At 56.5% G+C, this 23611-nt stretch carries 21 protein-coding genes; 16 read left to right on the top strand and 5 right to left on the bottom strand.

Going from position 1 to position 23611, the window contains the following annotated elements:
* On the bottom strand, nucleotides 1-265 hold a 265-nt coding region (locus BMX80_RS08830; RefSeq protein WP_139214060.1), incomplete at its 3' end, for a transposase.
* A 145-nt stretch (nucleotides 266-410) separates the two neighbouring features.
* Here BMX80_RS08830 and BMX80_RS08825 point away from each other — a divergent pair.
* The 10 genes from BMX80_RS08825 (at nucleotide 411) to BMX80_RS08780 (ending at nucleotide 11197) form a co-directional block, all read left to right on the top strand.
* Entirely contained in the window at nucleotides 411-1370 is a 960-nt protein-coding gene (locus BMX80_RS08825; RefSeq protein WP_074867353.1) for a glycosyltransferase family protein, read from the top strand.
* Nucleotides 1370-2254, top strand: coding sequence for a glycosyltransferase (locus BMX80_RS08820; RefSeq protein ID WP_074867351.1), 885 nt, complete (start codon nucleotides 1370-1372; stop codon nucleotides 2252-2254). Before BMX80_RS08825 ends, BMX80_RS08820 begins: the two co-directional genes overlap by 1 nt.
* An 18-nt stretch (nucleotides 2255-2272) precedes the next feature.
* Complete coding sequence (locus BMX80_RS08815) at nucleotides 2273-3526, top strand: hypothetical protein (protein WP_139214058.1); 1254 nt, start codon at nucleotides 2273-2275, stop codon at nucleotides 3524-3526.
* Nucleotides 3527-4456, top strand: a complete 930-nt coding sequence (locus BMX80_RS08810) for a hypothetical protein (protein WP_074867348.1) — start codon at nucleotides 3527-3529, stop codon at nucleotides 4454-4456. It begins immediately after the preceding gene.
* Nucleotides 4457-4765: 309 nt separating this feature from the next.
* On the top strand, nucleotides 4766-6520 hold the full coding sequence (locus BMX80_RS08805) for a carbamoyltransferase family protein (protein WP_074867346.1): 1755 nt from the start codon (nucleotides 4766-4768) through the stop codon (nucleotides 6518-6520).
* Nucleotides 6507-7643 (top strand): glycosyltransferase, encoded by a 1137-nt coding sequence (locus BMX80_RS08800; RefSeq protein WP_074867344.1) that lies wholly within the window; start codon nucleotides 6507-6509, stop codon nucleotides 7641-7643. Before BMX80_RS08805 ends, BMX80_RS08800 begins: the two co-directional genes overlap by 14 nt.
* Before the next feature lie 9 nt (nucleotides 7644-7652).
* Nucleotides 7653-8531, top strand: a complete 879-nt coding sequence (locus tag BMX80_RS08795) for a DUF6625 family protein (RefSeq protein WP_074867342.1) — start codon at nucleotides 7653-7655, stop codon at nucleotides 8529-8531.
* A gap of 2 nt (nucleotides 8532-8533) precedes the next feature.
* Nucleotides 8534-9679, top strand: a complete 1146-nt coding sequence (locus BMX80_RS08790) for a glycosyltransferase (protein WP_074867340.1) — start codon at nucleotides 8534-8536, stop codon at nucleotides 9677-9679.
* Nucleotides 9676-10563 carry a glycosyltransferase gene (locus tag BMX80_RS08785; protein WP_074867338.1) on the top strand — a complete coding sequence of 296 codons (888 nt, stop codon included), beginning with the start codon at nucleotides 9676-9678 and terminating at the stop codon, nucleotides 10561-10563. Before BMX80_RS08790 ends, BMX80_RS08785 begins: the two co-directional genes overlap by 4 nt.
* 1 nt (nucleotide 10564) lies before the next feature.
* Entirely contained in the window at nucleotides 10565-11197 is a 633-nt protein-coding gene (locus BMX80_RS08780) for a CatB-related O-acetyltransferase (RefSeq protein ID WP_074867336.1), read from the top strand.
* Here BMX80_RS08780 and BMX80_RS17635 read toward each other — a convergent pair.
* Together BMX80_RS17635 and BMX80_RS17630 are read right to left on the bottom strand one after the other, a co-directional pair.
* Entirely contained in the window at nucleotides 11194-11838 is a 645-nt protein-coding gene (locus tag BMX80_RS17635) for a BUD32 family EKC/KEOPS complex subunit (protein ID WP_083394282.1), read from the bottom strand. The genes BMX80_RS08780 and BMX80_RS17635 overlap by 4 nt on opposite strands.
* A gap of 1 nt (nucleotide 11839) precedes the next feature.
* Nucleotides 11840-13018 carry an O-antigen ligase family protein gene (locus tag BMX80_RS17630; RefSeq protein ID WP_175474892.1) on the bottom strand — a complete coding sequence of 393 codons (1179 nt, stop codon included), beginning with the start codon at nucleotides 13016-13018 and terminating at the stop codon, nucleotides 11840-11842.
* Between the two features lie 129 nt (nucleotides 13019-13147).
* Between BMX80_RS17630 and msbA the strand changes: the two genes are divergently transcribed.
* The 5 genes from msbA (at nucleotide 13148) to BMX80_RS08750 (ending at nucleotide 18856) form a co-directional block, all read left to right on the top strand.
* Nucleotides 13148-14974, top strand: a complete 1827-nt coding sequence (gene msbA, locus BMX80_RS08770; RefSeq protein WP_074867333.1) for a lipid A export permease/ATP-binding protein MsbA — start codon at nucleotides 13148-13150, stop codon at nucleotides 14972-14974.
* Nucleotides 14971-15873 carry a GNAT family N-acetyltransferase gene (locus tag BMX80_RS08765; protein WP_074867331.1) on the top strand — a complete coding sequence of 301 codons (903 nt, stop codon included), beginning with the start codon at nucleotides 14971-14973 and terminating at the stop codon, nucleotides 15871-15873. Before msbA ends, BMX80_RS08765 begins: the two co-directional genes overlap by 4 nt.
* Before the next feature lie 11 nt (nucleotides 15874-15884).
* Entirely contained in the window at nucleotides 15885-17321 is a 1437-nt protein-coding gene (locus BMX80_RS08760; RefSeq protein ID WP_074867329.1) for a PIG-L deacetylase family protein, read from the top strand.
* Nucleotides 17322-17436: 115 nt separating this feature from the next.
* On the top strand, nucleotides 17437-18564 hold the full coding sequence (locus BMX80_RS08755) for a methyl-accepting chemotaxis protein (RefSeq protein WP_074867327.1): 1128 nt from the start codon (nucleotides 17437-17439) through the stop codon (nucleotides 18562-18564).
* A 19-nt stretch (nucleotides 18565-18583) separates the two neighbouring features.
* Complete coding sequence (locus BMX80_RS08750; protein WP_074867325.1) at nucleotides 18584-18856, top strand: PilZ domain-containing protein; 273 nt, start codon at nucleotides 18584-18586, stop codon at nucleotides 18854-18856.
* A gap of 7 nt (nucleotides 18857-18863) precedes the next feature.
* On the opposite strand, the gene BMX80_RS08745 is transcribed toward BMX80_RS08750, so the two are convergent.
* Complete coding sequence (locus BMX80_RS08745) at nucleotides 18864-20777, bottom strand: putative bifunctional diguanylate cyclase/phosphodiesterase (protein ID WP_074867324.1); 1914 nt, start codon at nucleotides 20775-20777, stop codon at nucleotides 18864-18866.
* Nucleotides 20774-21886, bottom strand: a complete 1113-nt coding sequence (locus BMX80_RS08740) for an FIST signal transduction protein (RefSeq protein ID WP_074867322.1) — start codon at nucleotides 21884-21886, stop codon at nucleotides 20774-20776. Before BMX80_RS08740 ends, BMX80_RS08745 begins: the two co-directional genes overlap by 4 nt.
* A 159-nt stretch (nucleotides 21887-22045) precedes the next feature.
* Here BMX80_RS08740 and hldE point away from each other — a divergent pair, with 159 nt between their 5' ends.
* A complete protein-coding gene (gene hldE / locus BMX80_RS08735; RefSeq protein ID WP_071870828.1) occupies nucleotides 22046-23473 on the top strand; it encodes a bifunctional D-glycero-beta-D-manno-heptose-7-phosphate kinase/D-glycero-beta-D-manno-heptose 1-phosphate adenylyltransferase HldE in 1428 nt (475 codons plus the stop codon).
* The last annotated feature ends 138 nt before the right edge of the window (nucleotides 23474-23611 follow it).

The following is a 23611-nucleotide window of genomic DNA, read 5'->3' as shown; positions in this document are numbered from 1 at the left end:
CGCGAATAGCCTGACTGTCGTAAACCGCATCTTCTGTGCCTTCGTCCGAAAGACCAAAGCACTGCTGCACAACGTACAAGCGAAGCATGCGTGGCAAACCAATGCTGGGACGCCCACGCTTGCCCGTGTTGTCTGCATAGAAGGGGGCAATCTGAGCTTCAAGCAAGGTCCAAGGCGTGAGCTGCTCAAGATCGCTGAGAAATCGATCGCGGCGTGTCAGCTTTTTCTTGCCGGCATATTCGGCTTCGGAAAAGGTTTTTTGCATGCGGCTGACTCAGGCGATGGGCTTCCCGCGATTGTGCCAGCCAAGAGAGCTGCTGAGGAATAAATCAGCGTTTCCTTAGCTCCCGTGCAAGCTTTACGCTGGAGTTATTTGCGTAAGGCCTTGCGTTTGCTGCTCGGGGGCTGATATGCGAGTCCTGGTGCTGACCGCTGCTGCTCGTGAACCCGATTTCTCTGCAGTGTATCAGGGGCTCTCGGAGTGCTTGGACGTCGATCTGCGTGTGCTGGCTAAGCCACAGCAACGTCATTTAAGGCGCTACTTGAGGGGGCTTGAGCTGCAAAGCTATCAACGCATTTTGCTGGACCTGCCTTTCAAGCATGTAGTGTCTCAGGCGTCCCTTTTGGCGCGTTTACCTGGACTGCTGATTTATGAAGAGGACGCTTGTCAAAACTACTTGGCGACGTCTAAGTGGCGCGGCGAGTTTTCTCGGTTCTATCGACAGCTGCCTTCTGCACGTTTAGTAGTCACTGGGGCTTCGGTCGCTCAGCGGCTGCGTGCGGAAGGGTTTGATGCCGTGTTTATGCCTAAGGGCTATGCCGCGAGTCTTTTGTTTAATGAGCAGGGGGCTCGTGATATCGAGTTGGGCTTTGTCGGTCGCACTGCCAGTCGTGACTATGCTGGGCGCAAGGCCATGCTAGAAAGCCTTGCAGCGGTTGAGCCGTTGCAGTTGTTGCGTACCGAGCCAGGCGTTGATTATCGGCGAATACTTAACCGTATCCGCTACTTTGTCAGCGCGGATGTTGGTCTCGGAGAGTACATGGCTAAGAACTTTGAAGCGATGGCCTGTGGCTGCGTATTGCTGGCCTGGCGCCAAGGCGTCGAAGAAGAAATGATTGGCTTGCAACATAATGAGCACCTGCTGCTGTACTCCTCGCTGGATGAGCTGCGTGAGCAGCTGGAGCGCTTGCGCCGTGAGCCGCGCTTAGCTGAAAGGCTCGCCTGTGCCGGCCAGGCCTTCGTTGCTAGGGAGCTCAGTCATGAGCGCTTGGCGCGACGCTTGGCTCTTATGTTGCGGGAGCCTTGGCCAACGCTACCTGCTCTCCGGCGTTGGCAGCGTTTGCGCTCTTTATTTGTGTGGAGAAGTTGATGTTGCGGCCTAGTGAAGCGCCTTTGGTCAGTGTGATTATTGCCTCATACAACCATGCGCCTTATATCGAGGCGAGTATCGAGAGTGTACTGCGACAAAGTTACCCACATATTGAGCTGCTAGTGGTTGATGATGGGTCGCAGGATGAAAGTGTTGAGCGTATTCGGCGGCTGCAAGAGTTGCATGGCTTTGACTTCCGTATACAGAAAAATCAAGGGTTGTCGCGCACCCTGAATGAAGCCATAGAGCGGGCGAGTGGTAGCCTAATTGCGCCTTTTGGCTCCGACGATATTATGCTCCCGGAGCGTATAGCCAAACAGGTGGCCTATCTGGCCGATAAGCCAGAAGTGGGTATTTGTGCTGGCAATATTCAGGAGATAGATGAGCATGGAAAGCTTTGCCGCCTGCCCAAGGCGTTACCGCAGCGCCGTTTGAATTTTGAGGATGTCTTCCTCGATCGAAAGCCTGGTGCGCCGGCACCTACGTTGCTATTTCGCCGTGAAGCGCTGGAGTGCGTGGGCGGTTTCGATCCGCAGATTCGCTTAGAAGATCTGCTGATTGAGTTGAAAATAACCCGTGCCGGTTACAGTTTAGATATTTTGCCAGACGTGCTGGCCTTATATCGGGTGCATGGCCGCAATACCTATAAGAACTACCGATTCATGGTCGACAACGTACTGAAGACCTATGCACAGTTCGCTAGCCATCCCGCTTACCCTCAAGTGTGCGCACGCTTTCGCAACTCCATGCTGCTTAAGTGTGCAGCTAAAGATCGTCAGTTGGCCAGAGAGCTGTTGGATGACTTGCCATGGCGTTTTTGGCGAGTAAAAACGTTACGCGCTTTGTGGCGGATGCGACAAGCCGAACTTCGCTCGAAACATTAATCGGATGACTTGCCACTTATGAGCCATGCACATCAAGAATTGCATCTGATGATTATTTGGAATCGCGCGTCGGTGCTGCGCCAGAATATTCTTGCTGATCTAGCGGCGAACTTTCAGATCGTCGAAGTGTTTGACGTGGAATGGCCGCATAAAGATTTTTCTAGGAATATCAATCGATTCTATGGCAAGAAACTGCCAGATCTTGCGCGCAAGGTGCGGGAGTGTGGTAATGGCCCCTTTACGTTGATTACTTTTATAGATTCGGAGCCTTGTTATGAAGTGCGCGATACCACGGCAGGCGTAGAGTCGGTTAATACGCATGTTTTTGACTTCAAGAAATCTTATCGTGAGGGCAGAAACAGCCATTTCAGTGTGCATGCAACCAACAGTCCAGATGAGACGCGGCGAGATATCTATTTGTTGTTACAGGCTGATTATGATGACTACTTGGCCCAAGCCCTACCGTGGGAAGGGGTGGTGCGCCGCTGGCGAAAGAATACTGCGCATTTTTCAGGGTTTTCTAGTCTTGATGAGTTGTTCGCATTGTTAAATGCGTGCACTAGTTATGTAGTCTTGCACAGTGAAGAAGTGTTGCTTGAGTCGTTTTCGGGGGGCGATCATGGCGATATAGAGCTGCTGGTTGAGGCCGTCTCCGAAGTGGTGGCTTTACTGGGGTTGCATAAGGAGCGTGAGCAGGGGGTGCGGGCTCGCTATTATTTGACGCTGGATTCTGGTGAGGTTAAGTACTTTAACCTGCGTAGCCCAGAGGATGGTTACTACGATGTGGCTTGGAGTCAGCGCATCTTGCAGTACCGCCGCCTTGATGAGCGCGGTTTTTATGTGCCTGATGCCGAATCTTTTTGCTTTGCCCTCATGTATAGGGTCTTAGTCCATAGCGCACATCTTGCTGAAGACCACCTGCCTCAACTGCGTCAGGCCTATTCGCAGCTGTTTTCTGGACAAGAGCTGTCGGTGGAGTTAATGCCGAAAATTCTGGAGAGCTACATGCGAGAAAATGGTTTTTCTTACACGCAGCCCCAAGACCCTTCTGTGCACTTTAACGAGCAAAATATTTGTTCTGCCGAACTGATTAAGCGGTTGCCCGTTAGAGTCTTTAATTGGCGCGACTATGTTGACCTGCGGGTCAAGATGAACCGACTGCAGCTATATCTGCTGAAGGGGTGCGTACACAAAGCGAAACTCCGCCTTTATTTGTCGCTTGGCGGGATCTACAAGATTGATATCGCGATCGGTCGAGTTAAGGACCTTTAAGTGGCGTATTTGGTTTTCGAGGAGCAGGGAGAGTTCTATCTGCTGGTAGTCGCTGCGGCAGTACGCAGGCATCCGATTTTTTTCGCCAATCTACTATCGGGCTGCCTGCTAAAGGATGCGCAGGGGCGTCGACTGGACCCGTTAGATGTTTGGCAGGCAACCAAGGATGGGAGCTGGCCGGATTTTTTGGCGCGTTATCTGACACCGCATGTGCCTAGCGTAGTGCAGCAAGCGCTGCCCTCGGGCATGGTCGCAATTAAGCGGGCGGTATCGCGCCAAGATGGCGTCTGTACGATATTTCAGGAGCGGGATGCGGTGGTGTGGGTGCGTAAAAGCACTCTCGTGGAGGCGGCAGAGCAAGCAGTGGCTGGGCAGCCGATTTTTCCGGGAGTGGCTTACAATATTCATTTGCGTCAGCTGGCTGCGCGAGGTGACTGGACGGCTTGGCTTCAGGCGCTTGAGCATTTTGTAGAGACTGTTTTTATGCGCTTTGCCCTGTCTGGAGACGCTTTGCAGGGGCAAGCGATCGATGCGATTGCACGCAATGCCGTGCTGGACGAACGAGCAGGCATTACTTTTTTTGATCTGGAGTTTTCTAATTACACTGCGCCGGCTAAGACCTTCTTGATTTACCGTCTGTGCCTTTCACTGGTGGGGCGCCGGGGTGAATACCTGGCTGATAGTGGGTTTACCTGTTTATATGAGTTGTATTGCCACCTTTGCTCGCGCTTTGAGTTGGATCCTGCTGCTTATGTTGTGGATGTGCGGCGTGAAGCTGCTTTTCAGGCATGGGTCTGTGTTCAGCCGAGTAAGGCTGTGAAGTACTTTAAAGGCCTGCAAACCTTTGCGCCGCGACAATCGTTTACGCAAAGGTTGCGGCGGCTGAGGTATGCATTTCGGCTGTTGGTTCAGGCAGCAGTCAAAAGCTAGGCAGGTGGGCGGCGAAGACCCGGTTGCCTGCATTTTATGGCCGTTTAGCCACTCGTGGCGCCGTGTGAGTGACTGATTGCAGGCTTATGATCAGGTATGGGGGCGCCTGTCAGGCAAGCTCGGCAGTATCAGCTTTGCAGTGCAGTGGTTCAGCTGCTGATGGTAAGCAGGGTGATCGCGCTTAGTTGATTACCTAATATCGCTTCGGTGGGGATATAATTGCCGGTTTTACCCTGTCGCACGCCAACAGGCGGTAACGAATACGTTTTAGCGGTGGCCCAGCGGCCACACAACCAAGAGGCAAACCCAGTGGCATTGACCGTACTTGGCCTTTCCGGCGCCTTAAGTCACGACCCTTCCGCAGCCTTGTACATCGACGGCAAGTTGATTGCAGCGGTGGAAGAAGAGCGCTTTGTGCGCGACAAGCACGCCAAGAACCGCATGCCCTACGAGTCGGCCAAGTTCTGCTTAGAACAGGCCGGCATTAAGCCCAGCGATGTCGATGTGGTGGCGATTCCCTTCGCGCCCATCAGCCTGTTCGAGAAGGCCCGCTGGCACTACGCCAAGCGTTACTGGTATGCCCCAGACCGCGCGCTGGATGCCATCCTGATGGGTAACCGCCGCTACAAGCGCTACCACAAGAAAATTGTCTGGTGCCTCGAGCAGTTGGGCTTCGACACCAAGAAAGTCAAAATCCAGCCGGTGGAACACCACTTGGCCCACGCCGCGAGCGCTTACTTGTGCTCCGGTATTCAGGAAAAAACCGCGATCCTCGGTATCGACGGCAAAGGTGAATACGCCACTACCTTCTTCGGTTGGGGCGAAAACGGCCAGATCCACAAGATCAAAGAATTCTACGACCCGGATTCGCTCGGCGGTTTATACGGCGCGATGACCGAGTTCCTCGGCTTTGAGATGCTCGATGGCGAATTCAAAGTCATGGGCATGGCGCCCTACGGCGATGCGAGCAAGTACGATTTCTCGCGCTTGGCCAGCTTTGAGAATGGCGAGCTGGTGATCAACACCGACTACGCCAACGTGATCGGCCTGCGCCGTTATAAAGAGAAGGGCAAGGGCTTCTACTTCTCGCCCAAGCTGATCGAATGGCTCGGCCCCAAGCGCGAAGGCGATATCGCCGACGACCCGTACATTCATTACGCGGCCAGCATGCAGGCGCTGTTTGAAAAGCTCGCCCTGCAAATGATGGATTACTACTTAGGCGACATTCTTAAAGAAACCGGCAAGATCGCCTTTGCCGGCGGCTGCGCGCTGAACGTTAAGCTCAACCAGAAAATCATCGCCCGCGATGAGGTTAAAGAGCTGTTCGTGCAGCCCGCTTCGGGCGATGCCGGTACCGCCGTCGGTGCGGCGGCTTATGTGTCGCAGCAGCGCGGCGTGGCGGTGGAGAAGATGGAGCACGTCTATCTCGGCCCCGCGTACAGCAACGAAGACGTGATCGCCGCCTGCGCCCGTCACCCCAACAAGCCGGTGTTCAAGCAGATCGACAACGTCGAGCAGCGCATCGCCAAGATCATGGTCGAAGGCAATCCGGTGGCCTGGTTCCAAGGGCGTATGGAGTTTGGTCCGCGTGCTTTGGGTGGCCGCTCAATCATTGGCTGCCCCAGCGTGCCGGGCGTGGCTGACCGCATCAATGAACAGATTAAGTTCCGCGAGCGCTGGCGCCCCTTCTGCCCGTCGATGCTCGACACCGTGGCGCCGCAGATGCTCAAGGTCGATCATCCAAGCCCGTTCATGACCTTCACCTTCGAGGTCAATGAAGAGTGGAAAACCCGCGTCAGCGAAGTGGTGCACGAAGACGGCACATCGCGCGCGCAGGTGCTCAAACGCGAATACAACCCGCGCTGGTACGACCTGATGCTGGAGCTGGAAAAACACACCGGCAACGGCGTGTCGCTGAACACCTCGCTGAACCGTCGTGGCGAACCGATGGTGTGCTCGCCCACCGACGCGCTGAACATGTTCTATGGCTCCGACCTGCAGTACCTGATCATGGAAGATATCTTGGTGGTCAAGGACGGTTGTGATTGGTATGACAGCCTCTAATGCCGCCGAACACGCCCAGCCCGAGCGCTGGGTGTTGCAGTTCTGTCACGGCTACGATGGCCCTTTTATGGACTGCGCTCGGCAATACGCCGCGCTGTTTAAGGGCACGTCGTACAAGGTCTGTACCGTTTACCTAACGGGCAAACCGAGTGAGGCCGTGGTGCGCGGCTCGGCCTCCGACGAGGTGCTGTTTTTAGATTATTCCAGCCGTGATGTGCGCGGCCTTAAGCTCAAAGCGATTCGTGATATCCGCCGCATCGCCTCCAGCCGCGACTTTGCCTTGTGCATCGCGCACCGCTTTAAGCCTATTTATGTAGCGCTGCTGGGCACTAAGCTGCCGGTGATCGGCGTGCACCATGCTTTTGGCGATTACCAGCGTCGCTCGCGACAGTGGTTTGCCAATGCCTTTCGTGCGCGGTTGAAGTTGCTCGGCGTCTCCAATGCGGTGCGTGATGACATGCGTGCTTGCCTGCCTAATTGGCCGCAGGATGCCATCCAAACCTTGTATAACCGCATCGATGTCGCCGCTGTGCAGGCCGAGCAAGTCACTCGCCACCAGGCGCGTGAGCATCTCGGCTTGCCACAAGATGCTTGGGTGGTCGGCAATGTTGGCCGCCTGCACCCGGATAAAGACCAGGCCACTTTGATTCGCGGCTTTGCCCAAGCCTTGCCTAATCTGCCGGTCGGCAGCTTGTTGGCCATTATGGGCAGCGGGCGTTTAGAGGCCTCACTCAAGGCTTTGGCGGCAGAGCTGGGCGTGGCTGACTCGGTACGCTTTCTGGGGCAAGTCGCTCACGGGCTGCGCTACTTCAAAGCCTTCGATGTGTTCGCGTTAACCTCCGACCATGAACCTTTTGGCATGGTGCTACTCGAAGCCATGGCCGCTGGCGTGCCGGTGATCTGCAGCGATTGTGGTGGCGGCCGAGAGGTAGTGGAGGGCGTGGGGCAGTTGTTTGCGTTGGGTGATAGCGCTGCCTTGGCTGCCTGTATGCAAGCGGCCGTGTCTGTGCCGCCATCTGTGAGTTTTGATGTGCATTTGCAGGCCCTCTTTAGTGATCAGGCCGCGATTACGCGTTTCAAACCGTTGATCGACGCTATCGCGCCGCGCTCATCGTTTTCCTGAGGTTGGGTTGTGACTAACGTGCCAAGGATTTGTTTTGTAATTCCATACTTCGGGCGTTGGCCGTTCTGGATGCCGCTGTTTTTAGAAAGTTGTCGGCATAATGCAGACATTGATTGGTTGCTATTCAGTGACTGTGGCCAGCCAGAGAATGTGCCGGACAACGTGCGTATTGAGGCGATGGATTATGCAGCGTATTGCTCACTGGTATCCCAGCGCTTAGGTATAGCGTTTGCGCCGGAGAACCCTTACAAGCTCTGCGATATCAAGCCTGCCTTAGGGTTTATCCATGAGGAGCACTTGCGCGGTTATGACTTTTGGGCCTTTGGTGATCTTGATTTGATTTATGGCCGCCTGCGGGACTATTTCACGGCTAGCCGGCTAGCCCGTTATGACCTCTTAACCACCCATGCGCGCCGGGTTTCCGGGCACCTCACGCTATTGCGTAACACGCAAGCAATGCGCGAACTGTTCAAGCGAATGCCGCGCTGGCAAGAGCGCTTTGCTGATCAGCCCCATCATGCGCTTGACGAGGGGGCGTTCAGTCGATTGTTCCTGTGGCGGAAAAATTTCCCCAAACCGCTGTTTAACTTGGTTGGCTTTTTCAATCCATTACGTAGGCGCTCCGAGTTCGTGGAGGCCTTTAGTACGCCGGATGGTTGTATCCCCTGGATTGATGGCAGCTTTACGTTCCCGCGTCGCTGGTACTGGCGTGAAGGAAGTTTGACCAACGATCACGATGGCGATCGACAGTTTCCGTATTTTCACTTTGCTATTTGGAAACGAGGTGCGTGGAGTAAGAAAGCGCATCCGGCTGCGGAGGCGGTGCAGATCTTGGCTAAGGAGCAGGCGTGGATGATGGATGAGCAGGGTTTTTCTCGGTGGAAATAAACATGGCGCGGCGCATTAAAGTCCTGCAGTTACATCCCGACTACAACATTAAAGCGCATGACTTTGCTGATTTGGGGGAGCAGGTTTTTCATGCTCTTCCTGTGGATCGCTTTGAAACGGTTAATGCATTTTTGCGTGGTCGCCCAACTGCTGGGCAGCCCGAAAGCCGTGCGGACCGTTCAGTCTACTTTGAGTTTTCTGATGCTCAGCTTAAAGGGTTGCGCATTAAGGCCATGTGGGCTCTGTATCGCTACTGTCTGCAAGAACAGTTTGACGTGGTCATCTGTAATCGCTTTAAGCCGGTGAACATGCTGCTGATGCTCAATCGCTGGTTAAAAATTCCGCTGTGTATTGGTATCGCCCATGGCTTTGGTGAGTACGACCGCTCTTATCGCCGCTTTCAAACGGCCCGCCTTGTTACTAAGTCCTGGCGCTTCGTAGGGGTTTCTCCTGCGGTACGGGAGTATTTGCTGGGCTGCCAGTGCGGTTTTACTGAGGCCAATACGGTGGCAATTACCAACGCCATTGATATTGAACTAGCGGAGAGGCTGCAGCTTACGCGTGCTGAGGCTCGCGCGTCTCTGGGGCTGAATTCGCAGGCGCGATTGATTGGCGCGTTAGGCAGGCTTGTTCCTGTAAAAGGACATATTTACTTAATTCGCGCTTTTGCTCAGCTTGCGGAGAGCTATCCCGACGTGCAGCTAGCGATTATTGGGGCAGGGCGTGAACATGATCGCTTAGTTGAAGAGGTTAAAACCCTTGGTTTAGTTGGGCGTGTGCATCTTTTGGGGTTCCGAGAGAATGCGCTGCGCTATGTGCGTGCTTTTGATATTTGGGCTATGCCATCTTTGGCAGAGGGCTTGGGGCTGGCCCTCCTTGAGGGAATGAGTGGGCACTTGCCAGTGATAGCTAGTGATGTGCCGGCTATGCGCCCATTAATTCATGGTGCAGGAGGGCTCGCTGTGCCGCCTGCAGACGTCAGTGCGCTAAGGAATGCATTGGAACAATACCTTATGCTCAGTGCTGAGAGGCTGAGTGAGAAAGGTGAGCAAGCGTATCGCTATTTACAACAAGAGCATGATATTGAAGTGTTTCGTCAGCAATATCTTGATTTGATTGAGTCTGCACTAAGCGAGGTGCTGAAGTGACTGCGCAGCAGCCATTGGTTACCGTGATTATAGCTTCTTATAATCACGGTCCCTATATTGAACAATGTATTCTTAGTGTTGTTCAGCAAACGTACCCACATATTGAGCTGTTGGTTATTGATGATGGTTCTTCAGATGATAGTGTTTTAAGGATCGAGCGTCTGCGTGAGCAGTACGGGTTTGACTTTCGGGTGCAAAAGAATCAAGGACTTACGCATACGCTTAATGATGCTGTTGCTCGTTCAAAAGGCAGTCTGATTGCACCGTTTGGATCCGATGATGTGATGCTGCCCGAGCGTATCGCTAAGCAGGTTGCTTACATGCAGGATAAGCCAGAGGTTGGTATCTGTGCTGGTAATATTGAATTAATTGATTCTCAAGGGGGGCTTTACTCTGAAGATCGCCAGCGTAGAGATATTGCGTTTCGTCGCTTGGATTTCGATGATGTGTTTATGGAGCGCAAGTCTTACCCGCCGGCACCTACGTTATTATTTCGTAAGCAGGCATTGGAGCAGGTGGGGGGGTTCGATCCGGAAATTCGCTTAGAAGATTTGTTGATTGAACTTAAGATCACCCATGCGGGTTACTATATTGACTGCCTGGGCGAGGTGCTTGCTCAGTATCGTAAGCATGGTGCTAATTCTTCTAAGAATACGCCATTCATGGTTGATAGCATCTTGCGTAGCTATGCGCTCTTTAAAGAGCATCCGCAGTATGAGTTTGTAAGGACTCGTTTCCTTAGCTCTATGTTTTTAAAGTGTGCTAATCGTGATCGTTCTTATGCACGGCAGCTGCTTAAGCAGATACCTTTCCGTCACTGGAATAAGAAAACCTGGCGTGGTCTGGCGAGGCTTTACTTCGCTCCTTTAGAGCGGCGTTCGTAAGATGGCTTTTTGGGCGCGATTTCAAGAGCGGCGAATCAAGCGAGCGATTCGTAAGCTGCCGAAGATTTATCGTGGTCAGGCACGCTTTCTTCATCGCTACCCTCAATATTCGATGGGCGTGGGTAGCTATGGCTTGCCTCTCGTTCATGATTGGAATGAAGGCGCAGGGCTCAGTATTGGTTCGTATTGCTCCATTGCAGAGCAGGTTGAAATTTTTCTAGGCGGTCATCACCGTACGGACTGGGTAACGACCTACCCCTTCCCTGCTATGGTGGCAGAGGCGGCGAATGTAGAGGGCTATGCTTTTTCTCGAGGCGATGTGGTTATCGGGAATGATGTTTGGCTGTGCACTGGAGCGGTGATTCTCTCCGGTGTTACGGTTGGTGATGGAGCAGTCGTTGCGGCAGGGGCTGTAGTGAGCCAGAACGTTGCTCCGTATTCTATTGTGGCCGGAAATCCTGCAAGACATATCCGCTGGCGCTTTCCCGAGTCGGTCAGAGAGGCGCTGCTTGATGCGAAGTGGTGGAGCTGGCCTGAAGACGAAATACGTGAAATCAGCCCATTGTTATGTAGCAATGATTTGAGTGCGTTTTTTCAGTATGTTAAGCAGCGAGAAAACAAAGGGCTTGTTTAGTTAATTTCTGCGAACAGGCTCTGGGCATATTTCGCGGAGTGCAGGGTGTAGCCAGCAATAAGCGCAAGCTTATGTGATTCAAATAGCCAGTGTGTGTCCTGCTTGTATCGACGCATGTGCTTTAGGTTGCGTAGTCGCTTGGCGAGGCTGAGCGGTGTTCTTTGGATCTTCAGGTCAGCAATATCGATTAGGCCCAGTGTGCCGTCTGGTAGCAGCAGTACATTGCCGAGGTGGGCTGAGCGAAAGTAAACCCCCTTTTCGTGGAGAAGGGAAAGCAGCTGGCCAAGCTGATTGATTAGCGTGCTTTGTTGTTCTGCTTCAACTTGTTGCAGAGCATGCCTTAATGTGTTGCCGGGTAGGGGGGTGTAGCGTACCGCGGTGCCGTTGATGTCGTTTTCCAGGCGATAGACTTTGATTATTTCTGGGGTAATAAACCCAAGCTCTCTAAGTTTTTTTGCGTTTTCGGCAAAGCGCTTGGCATAAGGTTTCAGTGTTTCGCTTGAAAGCAGTCGGCGTTTGCGAAATAGTTTCAGAAAACTGCCGTCGCTTAAATGCAATACTTTAGGGCCTAAGCCATCTTTCTCAAGAACTTCTGCATTGAGAGTTAGTTCCTGAAGCTCTGCTGCGGATAAAGGGGTCATGTTAGCGCTGACCTAGCTTGTGTTGGGTGTTTACTGCGATCACTAATGCAAGCGGAATCCAGATTAGAAACCAGTGCTCTTTGGGGCGGGATAGTATGCCGCCACCCTCAGTCAATCCGGCGCCAAGACCATAAATTACCAATGCTCCGGCTACGGCAAAATAGGGGGCGGCTCGGTTTTTCCAGCATGCCCAAAGTGCAAAGGCGTGCATGCTCAGCCAGAAAATGGCTCCAATGACTCCTGTGTAGTAGAGGGTGCCTAGAAAAAAGCTGTGGGGTTCACTGAATACTGAGTTGAGTTCAGGCACTGGGATTGCCAGTGGACTGCCAAGGCCGTGTCCTGCCCAGGGGTGGATGCTGATTTGCTCTAGCGCAAATTGCCATATCTCGAACCGATAAGATGTTCCGCGGTTAAGTATTAGCTCAGGATAAATAATCAGTAGCGCGATGCCGGCGCATGTGCAAAGGGCCGCTAGAAGAAGAGCTCGCCTATTCCATAGGTTGATAGCGAGCCAGCCACACGCGAAAGCTATGGCAAGAAGAGGGGTGCGAGAGCCGGTAGCCAGCAGGGTGGCTAGAAGTAAGGCGAGGGCGGGGAGTGTTAATAGGCTTTTGTTATAGGGGGCCGTCATCGCATAGCCTAGCCATAAGATGAAAAATATACCGAATAGATGTGAGCTGAGTAGTGGATTGTCTAAGGCGCCACTGCCGACTAATCGGGCGCCATCCGTGTAGTTAAGAGTAAAGTCAGCCAGGGCATAAAGTGCTATAGGTAGAATGGTTAAAGCGGCTAAGCTGAGAACGCTTATAAAGCGCTGCCAGCTGTGCTTGACAATGATGAAAGTCGCCATGAATAGCATGAGTATATAGAGGGGTCTTTTGGCTTGGGAGCTGAATGAGTCTTCAGCTGCTGACCAGCTAAAGCTAATTAATGCCCAGCTTGAAAAAGCTAAAAAAGCTAGCACTACGGGATTTTTAAATAGACCTGCAATCTGCTTGGGGTGAATTAGAAATGCTATGAGTGCTGGGGCGGCTAACAATGCGTAAAACAATTTATGGTATTGGCTGCGTTCGTCTAGCCAAGCAAGGCCCGTCAATAGGCAGAAGTACCCTAGCGGTAAAACCCATGAGCTGATGAAAGTGAGTGATTTGTCGGGCCATGTATGCGTGGCAAATGACATGGAAAGGGTGTTCCTAACAGTTGAATCTGGCAGGGATTCTACGGGATACAGGCGTGCTTGCGTATGGCCAATCGCTTTAGCCAGCTGTGATAGCATGTGCGCCCGATCAGCCTGTGGTCTAACTCTTCCATGACTGGTGTTTCTGTGGATTCGCGATCGAGTTCAAGCTTAAAAATATACTTCCGCCTCCTGGGGTACGTCAGGCCTTACGTGGGGCTGTTTTTAATAAGCATCCTCGGCTTTCTGATCTTCGCCTCTACCCAGCCGATGCTGGGTTACATGCTCAAGTACTTCGTCGACGGGCTGTCGAACCCCGAGGCTAGCCTGTTCGCCAATGTGCCATGGGCGGTCGCGCATGCGCCTTGGCTGGCGGAGCTTAAGCTGCTGCAGGCGGTGCCTTTGCTGATTGTGTTGATTGCCGTGTGGCAGGGCTTGGGCTCGTTTTTGGGTAACTATTTTCTGGCTAAGGTGTCGCTGGGCTTAGTGCAGGACTTACGCATCGCCCTGTTCAACAACCTGATGACCTTGCCGAATCGTTACTTTGACACCCACAACTCCGGCCATCTGATCTCGCGCATCACCTACAACGTGACTATGGTCACCGGCGCGGCCACTGATGCGATCAAGGTGGTGGTGCGTGAAGGCATGACGGTGATTTTTCTGTTTGCCTCGCTGCTCTGGATGAACTGGAAGCTGACCATGGTGATGCTGGCGATTTTGCCGGTGATTGCCTTGATGGTCGGTAGCGCGAGTAAGAAATTCCGTAAGCAAAGTAAGAAGATTCAGGTAGCCATGGGCGATGTGACGCACGTGGCTTCCGAGGCCATTCAGGGCTATCGCGTGGTGCGTAGCTTTGGTGGCGAGCCTTACGAGCAGGCGCGCTTTTTGGCCTCTAGCAAAGACAACACCGCGAAGCAGCTGCGCATGGTGCGGACCGGCGCGGTGTATACCCCCAGCCTACAGTTGGTGATCTACAGCGCCATGGCGGTGCTGATGTTCTTGGTCTTGCTGTTGCGTGGTGATGCTTCGGCCGGTGATCTGGTCGCCTACATCACCTTGGCTGGCCTGCTGCCTAAGCCGATTCGCCAGCTCTCCGAAGTGAGCTCGACCATTCAAAAAGGCGTCGCCGGCGCGGAGAGCATCTTCGAGCAGCTGGATGAAGCGCCGGAAGTGGATCACGGCACGGTGGATAAAGACCGCGTTAGTGGTCGCCTTGAGGTGCAGAACCTCACCTTTGCCTATCCGGGCACCGACAAGCCGGTGCTGAAAGACATCAACTTCACCGTTGAGCCGGGGCAGATGGTGGCACTGGTGGGGCGTTCTGGCAGTGGTAAGTCGACACTGGCCAGTTTGATTCCGCGCTTCTATCACCACACTGAGGGCAAGATTTTGCTCGATGGCGTGGACGTTGAAGAGTTCACCCTGCGCAGCTTGCGCCGGCAGATTGCTTTGGTCAGCCAACAGGTCAACCTGTTTAACGACACGGTAGCCAACAATATTGCCTACGGTGACTTAGCCGGTGCCCCGCAGGCTGAGATCGAGCGCGCCGGCAAAGCGGCTTACGCCCATGAGTTTATCGAGCGTATGCCCAATGGCTATCAGACGTTGGTGGGCGAAAACGGCGTGCTGCTCTCCGGCGGGCAGCGTCAGCGCTTAGCCATTGCCCGTGCGCTACTCAAAGATGCGCCGCTGCTGATTCTTGATGAGGCGACCTCAGCGCTGGATACCGAGTCGGAACGGCATATCCAAAAAGCCCTAGAAACCGTGATGCAAGGTCGCACCACCTTAGTGATTGCCCATCGCCTATCGACCATCGAAAAGGCCGATCAGATCATCGTCATGGAAGATGGCTGCATCGTCGAGCAAGGCCCGCATGCTGAGCTGCTGGCTAAAGGCGGGGCCTATGCTCGCCTGCATGCCACGCAGTTGGAAGAAGAGCAGCAGGGCCATTTATGAGTTGGTTGAATCGCTTGCCAGCGTGGCGCGAGCGCGGTTGGCAGGCCATCGCGGCCAGCGACTATGCCGCCGCTTATGCTGAGTTTGGCGGTAGCGTACTGACCCATCCGCTGGTGGTGGCTGAGTTATCGCAGCTGGCCGACGTTACCCCGCGTTATCTGGGCTGGTATGCGGATGGCCAGCTGCAAGGCGCTATCGCCACCTGGGGGCGCTTTATCGCGTGTAGCAAAGAGGCGCTAAAAGCCCTCGGCAAGAAAGGCCTGTTTGACTTGGGTAATGGCGAAATTATTTTGCCGATTAGGCCAGCGGCTAACTTGCCGGTGCGGCATGCCGGGCGTTATTGCAGCGAGCTGAACCAAGGCAAGGTCGCCACCCTCAAGGCGCAGGCTGAAGAACTGGCCATGGCCCGTGCGCCAGAGGATTACAGCAAGAAATTTCGCTACAACCAGCGCCGTGAACTGCGCTTGCTGGAAGAGGCCGGCGGCTTGATCAAGCCCGTTGCGGACTACGGTCCCGAGCAGTTTGCGGCGATTTACTGCCAATTATTCGCCGAGCGTTGGGGCTTTACCGCCACCGGTGCGGCGGCCATGCCGGAGGTGCTAAGGCGCTTGTGGCCCTTGGTGACTGGGCATGTGCTAGAGCTGGACGGCCAGCCGATTGCCATTCAATTGCTCTACGCGGCTGAATCGCCCGCTTGGTTAAGCGTGGAGTATGTCAACGGCGGTGTTGATCCGCAGGCGCGCGACTTTAGCCCCGGTTCGGTACTGAGCTTTATCAATACCCAAGCCCTGTGGGAGCGCGCGCGTGCGGCCGGTAAGCCGCTGCGTTACTCGTTTGGCCGCGCCGACCGCGAATACAAAGAACGCTGGTGCCATCGCGTGCCGGTGTTTCAACTCTAAGTAGGTTCGTTATGCAGCAGCGCAAACAACAATTGCTCCGCCGTCACCGGCAGCGTAAACGCGTAGCGCTGTTGCTGGGCTTGCCGCTCTTATTCAGTAGCGCGTTGTGGTTCTGGTGGTTACCGCTGCCCTTGCTGCTCGCCGCTTGGGTGCTGCACGAAGCCTACTTTGCCGATCACCTGTTTTATGCGCCCGGCGATGACTATGACTACCGCTTTGCCGGGGCGGGCGTCAGCGTGTCAATTACTGCTGATGGGCGCTTAGGGCTGGCGCAGCTAGAGGGCATTGCTGAGGCCGACACGCTGTTGTTAGAGGTGACGATTAAGGCCGATTGGCGCGGATGCTGGGTCGACCCACGCGTGCTGATCGATGTGGCGCAGCCGCACGATCAACAAACCTTCGAGCGCGGCTGCGCCGGACGACGGGTGGTGAATCTGTCTGGTCTTGGGCCTGCACTGGCGGCAGGGCAGGTGCGACTGCGTGGGCGTTATTGTCGCCTTGCCGGGCAAGCCACGCTGCATGTGTTGCGTAATCCGGATTACGCCTGCCAGCGCATGCTGATTCTCGCCCCGCATGCCGACGATGCCGAGCTAGCCGCCTTTGCGCAGTATCAGCGCGGCGCAGAGGTGACCATCGCCACCCTCACCGTGGGTGAGCTAGAGGCAGAGCCTTATCAGCAGCTGGGCTTGAGCGCTATCGAAGCGGCACGCCTGAAAGCCCGCCTGCGCAGTTGGGATAGTCGTCATGCGGCGAGCTGGGGCGGGGTGCCGGCAGAGCGGTGCTTCCAGCTGGGCTATTTCTGTATGCAGTTACCGGCGATGCGCGCCGAACCGCTGTTGGGGCATCCGTCTAAGGTGGCGCAGACTGGCGATATTCGTCCGCTGCGCAAAGGCAACGCGCTGCCGCTGCCGGGCGATGTCGATGGTCAGCCGAGCTGGTTTAACTTGCTGGGGGATTTGCGTGGCCTGATTGAACACTATCAGCCGCAGGTGATTGTCACCCCGCATCCGCAGCTTGACCCGCACGCCGACCACCAAGCCACCACTGCCGCGCTGTATGAGGCCTTAGCCGTTAGCCATCACCAGCCGCAAACCCTGTTGTATTACGCCAACCATCTGCACGATAACGATCGCTGGCCGATGGGTGAGCAAGGCGAGGGCGTTGCCCTGCCGCCCGCGCTGGAGCCGCTTACTGTGGCCGGGGTGTGGAGCCCTAGCCTGAGCGGCGCCGCGCAAATCGATAAGAGCATGGCGCTGGGCCTGATGCACGACCTGCAAACCCCGCTGCCCGGCAAGAAAAAGCTCCGCCGCGTACTGCAGCATTACCTTGCCGGACGCCGCTGGCCGCGCTGGGGTGTCGATGAGTTTTATCGCAAGGCCATACGCCGGCATGAGCTGTTTTTCGTCCAGCCATGGCCGATCAAAGATCAGGCACAGCGGCCCGAGTAAGACACGCCTTAATCGTCACCCGCACTGAATATTTCGCAGAGCCCGCCGATACAGCCTAGAGTTCAAGAACAAGAACCGTGCGTGGTCGGCGCGGCAGCAGCGAAAGGGGTCAAGCATGTACAAGCGTGGCATGTGGGTGGTGAGTGCGGTGGTTGTGGTGCAGCTGATTTGGCTGTCATTAGCTGCCGAGGCGCCCTCTTTATGGCGGCAAGCACTGATGGCCGTGGTGCTCGGGGCCGTGGCGATGGTGGTGTGGTTATGGTTCGCCGGCCAAGGCGGCGGCGCCAATACCGCGCAGGTGCTGGCCAAGCTGCAACGCAATCAATTGACCAGTCGCGAGCTGGCGGCGGCGCTAGGCTGCGCCGAGGCCGAAGCGGCGCAGTGGTTAGCCGCTTGGCAAAGCTTGCAAAACGGCAGCAGTGCGGTGAAGGCGATCGCCGAAGAGGCCGGTAGCGGCATCGGCGAAATCATTCAGCGCTCGCAAAAGGCCGACCAGTCAGCCCGCCATCAACAGCAAGACGCCGAGCAGGTTCGCCATGCCCTAGAGGCCATGCATGTCAGCTTAGGTCGCGAAGGCGAGGCCGTGCAGCAAGCCCTCGAGCGGGTTAAAGACATCGCCCGCGACACGCAAAGCAACGAAGAAATCAGCCGCGAAGTCGCCCGCCTGATCGGCCAGTTAGTCACTATGGTGCAGGAGGCGGCGACCTCCGTGGGCAAGTTGGCCGAGCAAACCGAGCAAATTGAAGTGGTGCTGGATGTGATTAACGGCATCGCCGCACAAACCAACTTGTTGGCCTTGAACGCCGCAATTGAGGCGGCCCGTGCCGGTGAAACCGGGCGTGGCTTTGCCGTAGTGGCGGATGAAGTGCGTGCGCTGGCCAGTAAAACTCAGCAATCCACTGGCGATATTCAGCAGCACATTCGTGGCCTGCAAGATGGCGCGCAGCAAGCGGTGGAAATTATCGAAGAGGCCTCGCGGCAGGCCGACTCCAGCATCAAGAGTCTGCGCCGCTCTGATGAGCTGCAGCTGACCATTCACCAAGGCATTGACGACCTGCGCGCCGTGATTGGCAGCATCGCCGGCATGGCTGATGAACAAGCACAGACCTCTCGGACCATGGACCAGAGTGTGGCAACCTTATGCCAAACCGCTGTGCACACGGTGGAGCACACCGCGCAGGCGCTGGTCACGGCCCAGCACTTGCGTGAATTGGCCAAGCGTTTGGATACTGGCCGCCAGTAAGACTTGATGGAGTGGGTCAATGAGTAATCAGCGCAATCATCCGCGCACGTTGTTTCGCTGCCGCATTCGCTTGTGGCTGCCCGAAGGGGATGAGCTGGTGGTACACACGCGGGATATTTCCGACGGCGGCGTGTATATCCTCATCGACCAGCAAGCCCTGCCGGCTGGGCTGGGCTTGCGCCTTAAGGGGCAAGTGATCGACATGCCCATTGAAGCGCCAGTGGTGGATCTGGAAGTGGTGCGGATTGAGCCCGAGGGCCTCGGCCTGCGCTTTTTGCGCGACGAAGCATAGCGCCGGCTTAGCCGGCGGCCGGGCGCATAATGCTGGGGATGGGAATGCTCAGGCGCTCGGCAAACGCGGCGATCGACAGCGGTGGGCTGTACCAGAAGCCTTGCCCCAGCGGGCAGCCCATGTCGATCAAGAACGCCGCTGCTTCTGGGTCTTCAATGCCTTCGGCGACCACCTGCAGGCGCAAGTTTTCCGCCAAATTCATAATGCTGCGTGCAATGGCGCGCGCGTCATCGGCGCGGTTTAAATCGTGAATAAAGCTGCGGTCGATTTTCAGCACATCAATCGGTAGCCAGCGCAGGTAGTTCAGCGATGAATAGCCGGTGCCGAAGTCATCTACCGCCACCCGCACGCCAAAATTGCGCACTTGCTCTAGGAAGTGACTGGCTTGTTCGCGATTGCTCATCAGCATGCTTTCGGTGACTTCTAGCTCTAAGCGCTGCGGCTCGAGGTTGCGTAGGCTCAGCCAGCTCAAGAGCCGCTGGGGTAGTTGCGGGTCTTCCAGCTGCCGGGCCGACAGATTAACCGCCACGCTGAGCTGGCGATCATCTTGGCTGGCCAGCCATTCCAGCGCCTGCTGCAAAATCCAGTCACCCAGCTCAACGATGAGACCGGTTTGCTCGGCCACCGGAATAAAGTCCATGGGGCTCACGTGCTGGCCACTGGCGGTGGTCCAGCGCATTAACGCTTCGGCGCCGACAATGCGGCTATCGGCGAGGCTGATTTTCGGTTGCAGCACCATGCTGATTTCGTTGCGCAGCAGCGCGCCTTGCAGTTGGCTTTGCAGATCAACGCGGCGCAGCACTTGTTGCTCCAGCACCGGGGAGAAGGCTTGAGCGTTGTTTCGTCCGCGCGATTTGGCGTGGTACATGGCCATGTCGGCTCGGCTGATCAACTCGCTGGCGCTGCGGCCATCCTCGGGGTATTGCGCCAAACCGAGGCTGGCATGCACCCACAGGCGTTTACCGTCGACTAATAGCGGCTGGCGCAGTACGTCCAGCAAACGCTGCGCCACGCGCTGAGCCAAGTCGGGGTCATCTAGGCAGTCGATCAGCACTAAAAACTCGTCGCCGCCGACTCTGGCCAGCAGATCGTCTTCGCGCAGTGCGCCTTGCAGGCGCTCGGCCACGGCGCAGAGCAGCTTATCGCCAGTGTGATGGCCGGCGCTGTCGTTGATCAGCTTGAAGTTGTCGAGGTCAATAAACAGCACGCCCACTTGCCATTGGCGCTGCTCGGCGCGCTCCAGTGCGGCTTGCAGGCGCTGATTGAACAGGCCGCGATTAGCCAGCCCGGTAAGGCCGTCGTGCTCGGCTTGATGGCGGATCAGCAGCTCGTTTTGGTGCTGACTGCTGATGTCGCGAAAGCTCCACACGCGGCCAATTTCTTCGCCGTCCAGCACGTGCGGCTGGGTATGAAAGGCCAAGTGACGGCCGTCGCGCAGGCTAAGCTCGCCCGCGCTGCTGGCGCCGGCTTGATCCCACAGCTCGCGCAGATGACGCAGGTGGCGGGCCGGATGACGCAGTTGGCGCAAAATATGGCTGAGCAATTTTTGTGGGGTGAGTTGCCCGCCGGGCAGTTGGAACAGTTGCAGCAGTTGCGGGTTGTGCTGGCGCATGTGGCCGCGAGTATCGACCACCAGTACGCCTTCGCCGGTGGCTTCGAGCGTGGCGTGCAGAATGGACAGCGAATGCTGTAAATCCGCTTGGCTGCGTTCTAATTCTTGCAGGCTGTGCTGCGCCAGCTCGTAGCGCTCGATCAGCTCTTGCGAGGTGATATCCAGCGAGCGCTCCAGCAGTTCACGGTCGTAATCGCTCTGCGCATAAACCTGACTGATCGCTGCCAACAGCGGGGCCAACGCGGCTTGCTGGCTGGCATCGGGCAGGTGGCGGCGCAGCTGGCGTTGCAGCAGACGGTGATAACTCATGCTTCACCGAATAACGTGATGGTCATGGTTTGGTTGTGCAGCGAGCAGGTGGTGGTGTCTTGCAGTGGGGATATTTCCCCGTAGGAGTAAAACCCACACAACACGGGCTGCTCGCCTAGGGTGGCGCGTACGGCCTCGACTTCTTCTTCCACCGCTTGGCCAAGCACCACGCGCCGCCCCACGCACGAAATCAACAGGGCTAACTGCGCATTGCTGCCGCGCAGCGACTGCAAACTGTGTTCCGCTGCGCCGGCGGCGCCATCCAGCAAGCGCTCAAAGTTGGCGCGCATCAGACGGGCATAGGTGCCTTCGGGCATGTCGCCGGCAAAGGTCATGCTGCCGTCGCTTTCGTTCACCGCCAAAATGGCGCGCACCACGCCCGGTTTGCCGGCAGGGCCGCGCAAGCACAAGGGGAACTTCAAACCAATCGCCGGCAGCTCACTGGCATGTTCGCCCAAGTAGCGTTTGTACAGCTCCAGCGCGGGTTGCTCATCGAGGCTGTACAGCACATTGCCTTCGCTGCGGGTGATGAGTCGCTCGGGGCCAAAGCTGTCCCAGCCGCCTTGCGAGCCATGGCCAATCTGCAGTGCATCGCCATACAGGCCAACCGCCAACAAGGCGCGGCTGCCGACTTGCTCGTTGCAGTACACAAAGGTTTGCCCAAAACGTTCGCCATCGCCGGCTAAGCCGCCAGTCACCAGCACGCCTTCCGGCAGGGCGCTGAGCATGCCGCTCACAAGCGCAGAGCCATTCACCTGCAAGCCCTCGGCAAACAGCAGCACATGCCGTAAGTCGCTGTGGGGGAGTTGCGCCGCCAGTGCATGCCCGGCGCGTTGGCAGTCGTTCTGGTGATCGGTTAAATCAACCCACGCATGGCTGATCCGGCAGCGCTCAAACTGCACGGCAGTGGCCACCAGCGGAAAGTCATCCACCTGCTCGCCGGCAATTAACCCGGCGCTGCTACAACCGGCCAGCAGAGCATTGGGAAAGGCCGCACGCAGGTCGGCAACGCGGCTGCGATAAGCGTCGGGCTGGGCAAAGGCCAGTACGAGCTGAACATCAGGTTGGGCGTTGGCAGGTAGGTCGTTGAGGTACTGCATCACCTGCATGAGCGGCTCCTGCGAAGGCGTGATGGCGGAATGCTTTTAGTCTAGGAGTTGCGTGAGTAATCGTCGAGCCAAGGGCGGTGAGTGGTAGACGGGCGTGCTAACATGCCGGCACTTTTTTGCCGGCGCGGGCGATGCGCTTGGCCCGTTTTAGGAGTGGTTATGAAACTCAGCATGCCGCGCTTTGATCAGGCGCCTGTTTTAGTGGTTGGCGACGTGATGCTGGATCGCTATTGGCATGGCCCGACCCAGCGTATTTCGCCCGAGGCTCCGGTGCCGGTGGTGCGAGTCGACCAGCGCGAAGACCGCCCCGGTGGCGCGGCTAACGTGGCGCTGAATATTTCCGCCTTGGGCGCGCCGGCGTATTTAGTTGGCGTGACCGGTAACGACGAAGCCGCCGATGCGCTCACCGAGCGCCTTACTGCGGCCGGTGTGGCCAGCCAGTTTCAGCGTCGCAGCGAGCAGCCGACCATCGTTAAGTTGCGCGTGATGAGTCGTCATCAACAGCTGCTGCGCTTGGACTTCGAAGAGCCCTTCAATACCGACACCCAAGCCTTAGCGGGCGATGTCGAGCAGCTGCTGGATAAGGTCAAAGTGCTGATTTTGTCCGACTACGGCAAAGGCGCCCTGAAGAACCATCAGCAGCTGATTCAGCTGGCGCGCGCCCGTGGCATTACTGTGCTGGCCGACCCCAAAGGCAGCGATTTCAGCATCTACCGTGGCGCCAGCCTGATTACCCCCAACCTGCACGAGTTCGAAACCATTGTCGGCACCTGCCGCGATGAGGCCGAATTGGTCGCCAAGGGCGAGGCGCTGATGCAAGAGCTTGAGCTCGGCGCGCTGCTGATCACCCGTAGCGAGCAGGGCATGACCTTGCTGCGCCCCGGCCAGCCAGAGCTGCACCTGCCGGCGCGTGCGCGTGAAGTGTTCGACGTCACCGGCGCTGGCGATACCGTGATCTCCACCTTGGCCGCAGCCATTGCCGCCGGTGAAGAGCTGCCGCAAGCCGTGGCGCTGGCCAACTTGGCCGCCGGCATTGTGGTCGGCAAGCTCGGCACCGCAGCGATCAGTGCGCCAGAACTGCGCCGTGCCGTGCAGCGCGAGCAAGGCTCCGAGCGCGGCGTGATGAACGTCGAACAGCTGTTAGTGGCCATCGAAGATGCCCGCGCGCATGGCGAGAAGGTAGTGTTCACCAACGGCTGCTTCGACATCATTCATGCCGGTCACGTGGGCTATCTTGAAGACGCCCGCCGTGAGGGCGATCGCTTGATTGTGGCGATTAACGACGATGCTTCTGTGTCACGCCTAAAAGGCCCCGGGCGCCCAATTAACAGCGTCGACCGCCGCATGGCCGTGCTGGCTGGTTTGGGCGCGGTGGATTGGGTGGTGAGCTTTAGTGAAGACACCCCCGAGCGCCTGCTGGAAGTGATCCGCCCCGATGTGTTGGTTAAAGGCGGCGACTACGGCATCGACGGTGTGGTGGGCGCGCCGATTGTGCAGTCGTATGGCGGCACGGTGAAGGTGCTGAGTTTTGTCGATAGCTGCTCGACCACGGCGATTGTCGAGAAGATCAAAACCCAGCGCGATTAATCGCTGCGCGACACAATCACAACGCAGTCACGACGTTACGCGGTGATTGCGGTGTTCGTCGACGCAATCGACTTGCTGACGCAACACCACTGACTGCGCTGCCAAAGTAATTTGGCGGTGCGGTCATAGCCAGCGCGC

Source organism: Atopomonas hussainii (assembly GCF_900109735.1).
Taxonomy (GTDB): Bacteria; Pseudomonadota; Gammaproteobacteria; order Pseudomonadales; family Pseudomonadaceae; genus Atopomonas; species Atopomonas hussainii.
The sequence above is the reverse complement of the archived record's forward strand: the minus strand, read 5'-3'. Positions and strand labels throughout refer to the sequence as shown.

Excerpts from the sequence above, each read along its gene's own strand:
- BMX80_RS08825 (WP_074867353.1), top strand. The coding sequence starts at position 411 with ATGCGAGTCCTGGTGCTGACCGCTGCTGCTCGTGAACCCGATTTCTCT.
- BMX80_RS08820 (WP_074867351.1), top strand. The coding sequence starts at position 1,370 with ATGTTGCGGCCTAGTGAAGCGCCTTTGGTCAGTGTGATTATTGCCTCA.
- BMX80_RS08815 (WP_139214058.1), top strand. The coding sequence starts at position 2,273 with ATGAGCCATGCACATCAAGAATTGCATCTGATGATTATTTGGAATCGC.
- BMX80_RS08800 (WP_074867344.1), top strand. The coding sequence starts at position 6,507 with ATGACAGCCTCTAATGCCGCCGAACACGCCCAGCCCGAGCGCTGGGTG.
- BMX80_RS08790 (WP_074867340.1), top strand. The coding sequence starts at position 8,534 with ATGGCGCGGCGCATTAAAGTCCTGCAGTTACATCCCGACTACAACATT.
- BMX80_RS08780 (WP_074867336.1), top strand. The coding sequence starts at position 10,565 with ATGGCTTTTTGGGCGCGATTTCAAGAGCGGCGAATCAAGCGAGCGATT.
- BMX80_RS17635 (WP_083394282.1), bottom strand. The coding sequence starts at position 11,838 with ATGACCCCTTTATCCGCAGCAGAGCTTCAGGAACTAACTCTCAATGCA.
- BMX80_RS17630 (WP_175474892.1), bottom strand. The coding sequence starts at position 13,018 with ATGTCATTTGCCACGCATACATGGCCCGACAAATCACTCACTTTCATC.
- msbA (WP_074867333.1), top strand. The coding sequence starts at position 13,148 with ATGACTGGTGTTTCTGTGGATTCGCGATCGAGTTCAAGCTTAAAAATA.
- BMX80_RS08765 (WP_074867331.1), top strand. The coding sequence starts at position 14,971 with ATGAGTTGGTTGAATCGCTTGCCAGCGTGGCGCGAGCGCGGTTGGCAG.
- BMX80_RS08760 (WP_074867329.1), top strand. The coding sequence starts at position 15,885 with ATGCAGCAGCGCAAACAACAATTGCTCCGCCGTCACCGGCAGCGTAAA.
- BMX80_RS08755 (WP_074867327.1), top strand. The coding sequence starts at position 17,437 with ATGTACAAGCGTGGCATGTGGGTGGTGAGTGCGGTGGTTGTGGTGCAG.
- BMX80_RS08750 (WP_074867325.1), top strand. The coding sequence starts at position 18,584 with ATGAGTAATCAGCGCAATCATCCGCGCACGTTGTTTCGCTGCCGCATT.
- BMX80_RS08745 (WP_074867324.1), bottom strand. The coding sequence starts at position 20,777 with ATGAGTTATCACCGTCTGCTGCAACGCCAGCTGCGCCGCCACCTGCCC.
- BMX80_RS08740 (WP_074867322.1), bottom strand. The coding sequence starts at position 21,886 with ATGCAGGTGATGCAGTACCTCAACGACCTACCTGCCAACGCCCAACCT.
- hldE (WP_071870828.1), top strand. The coding sequence starts at position 22,046 with ATGAAACTCAGCATGCCGCGCTTTGATCAGGCGCCTGTTTTAGTGGTT.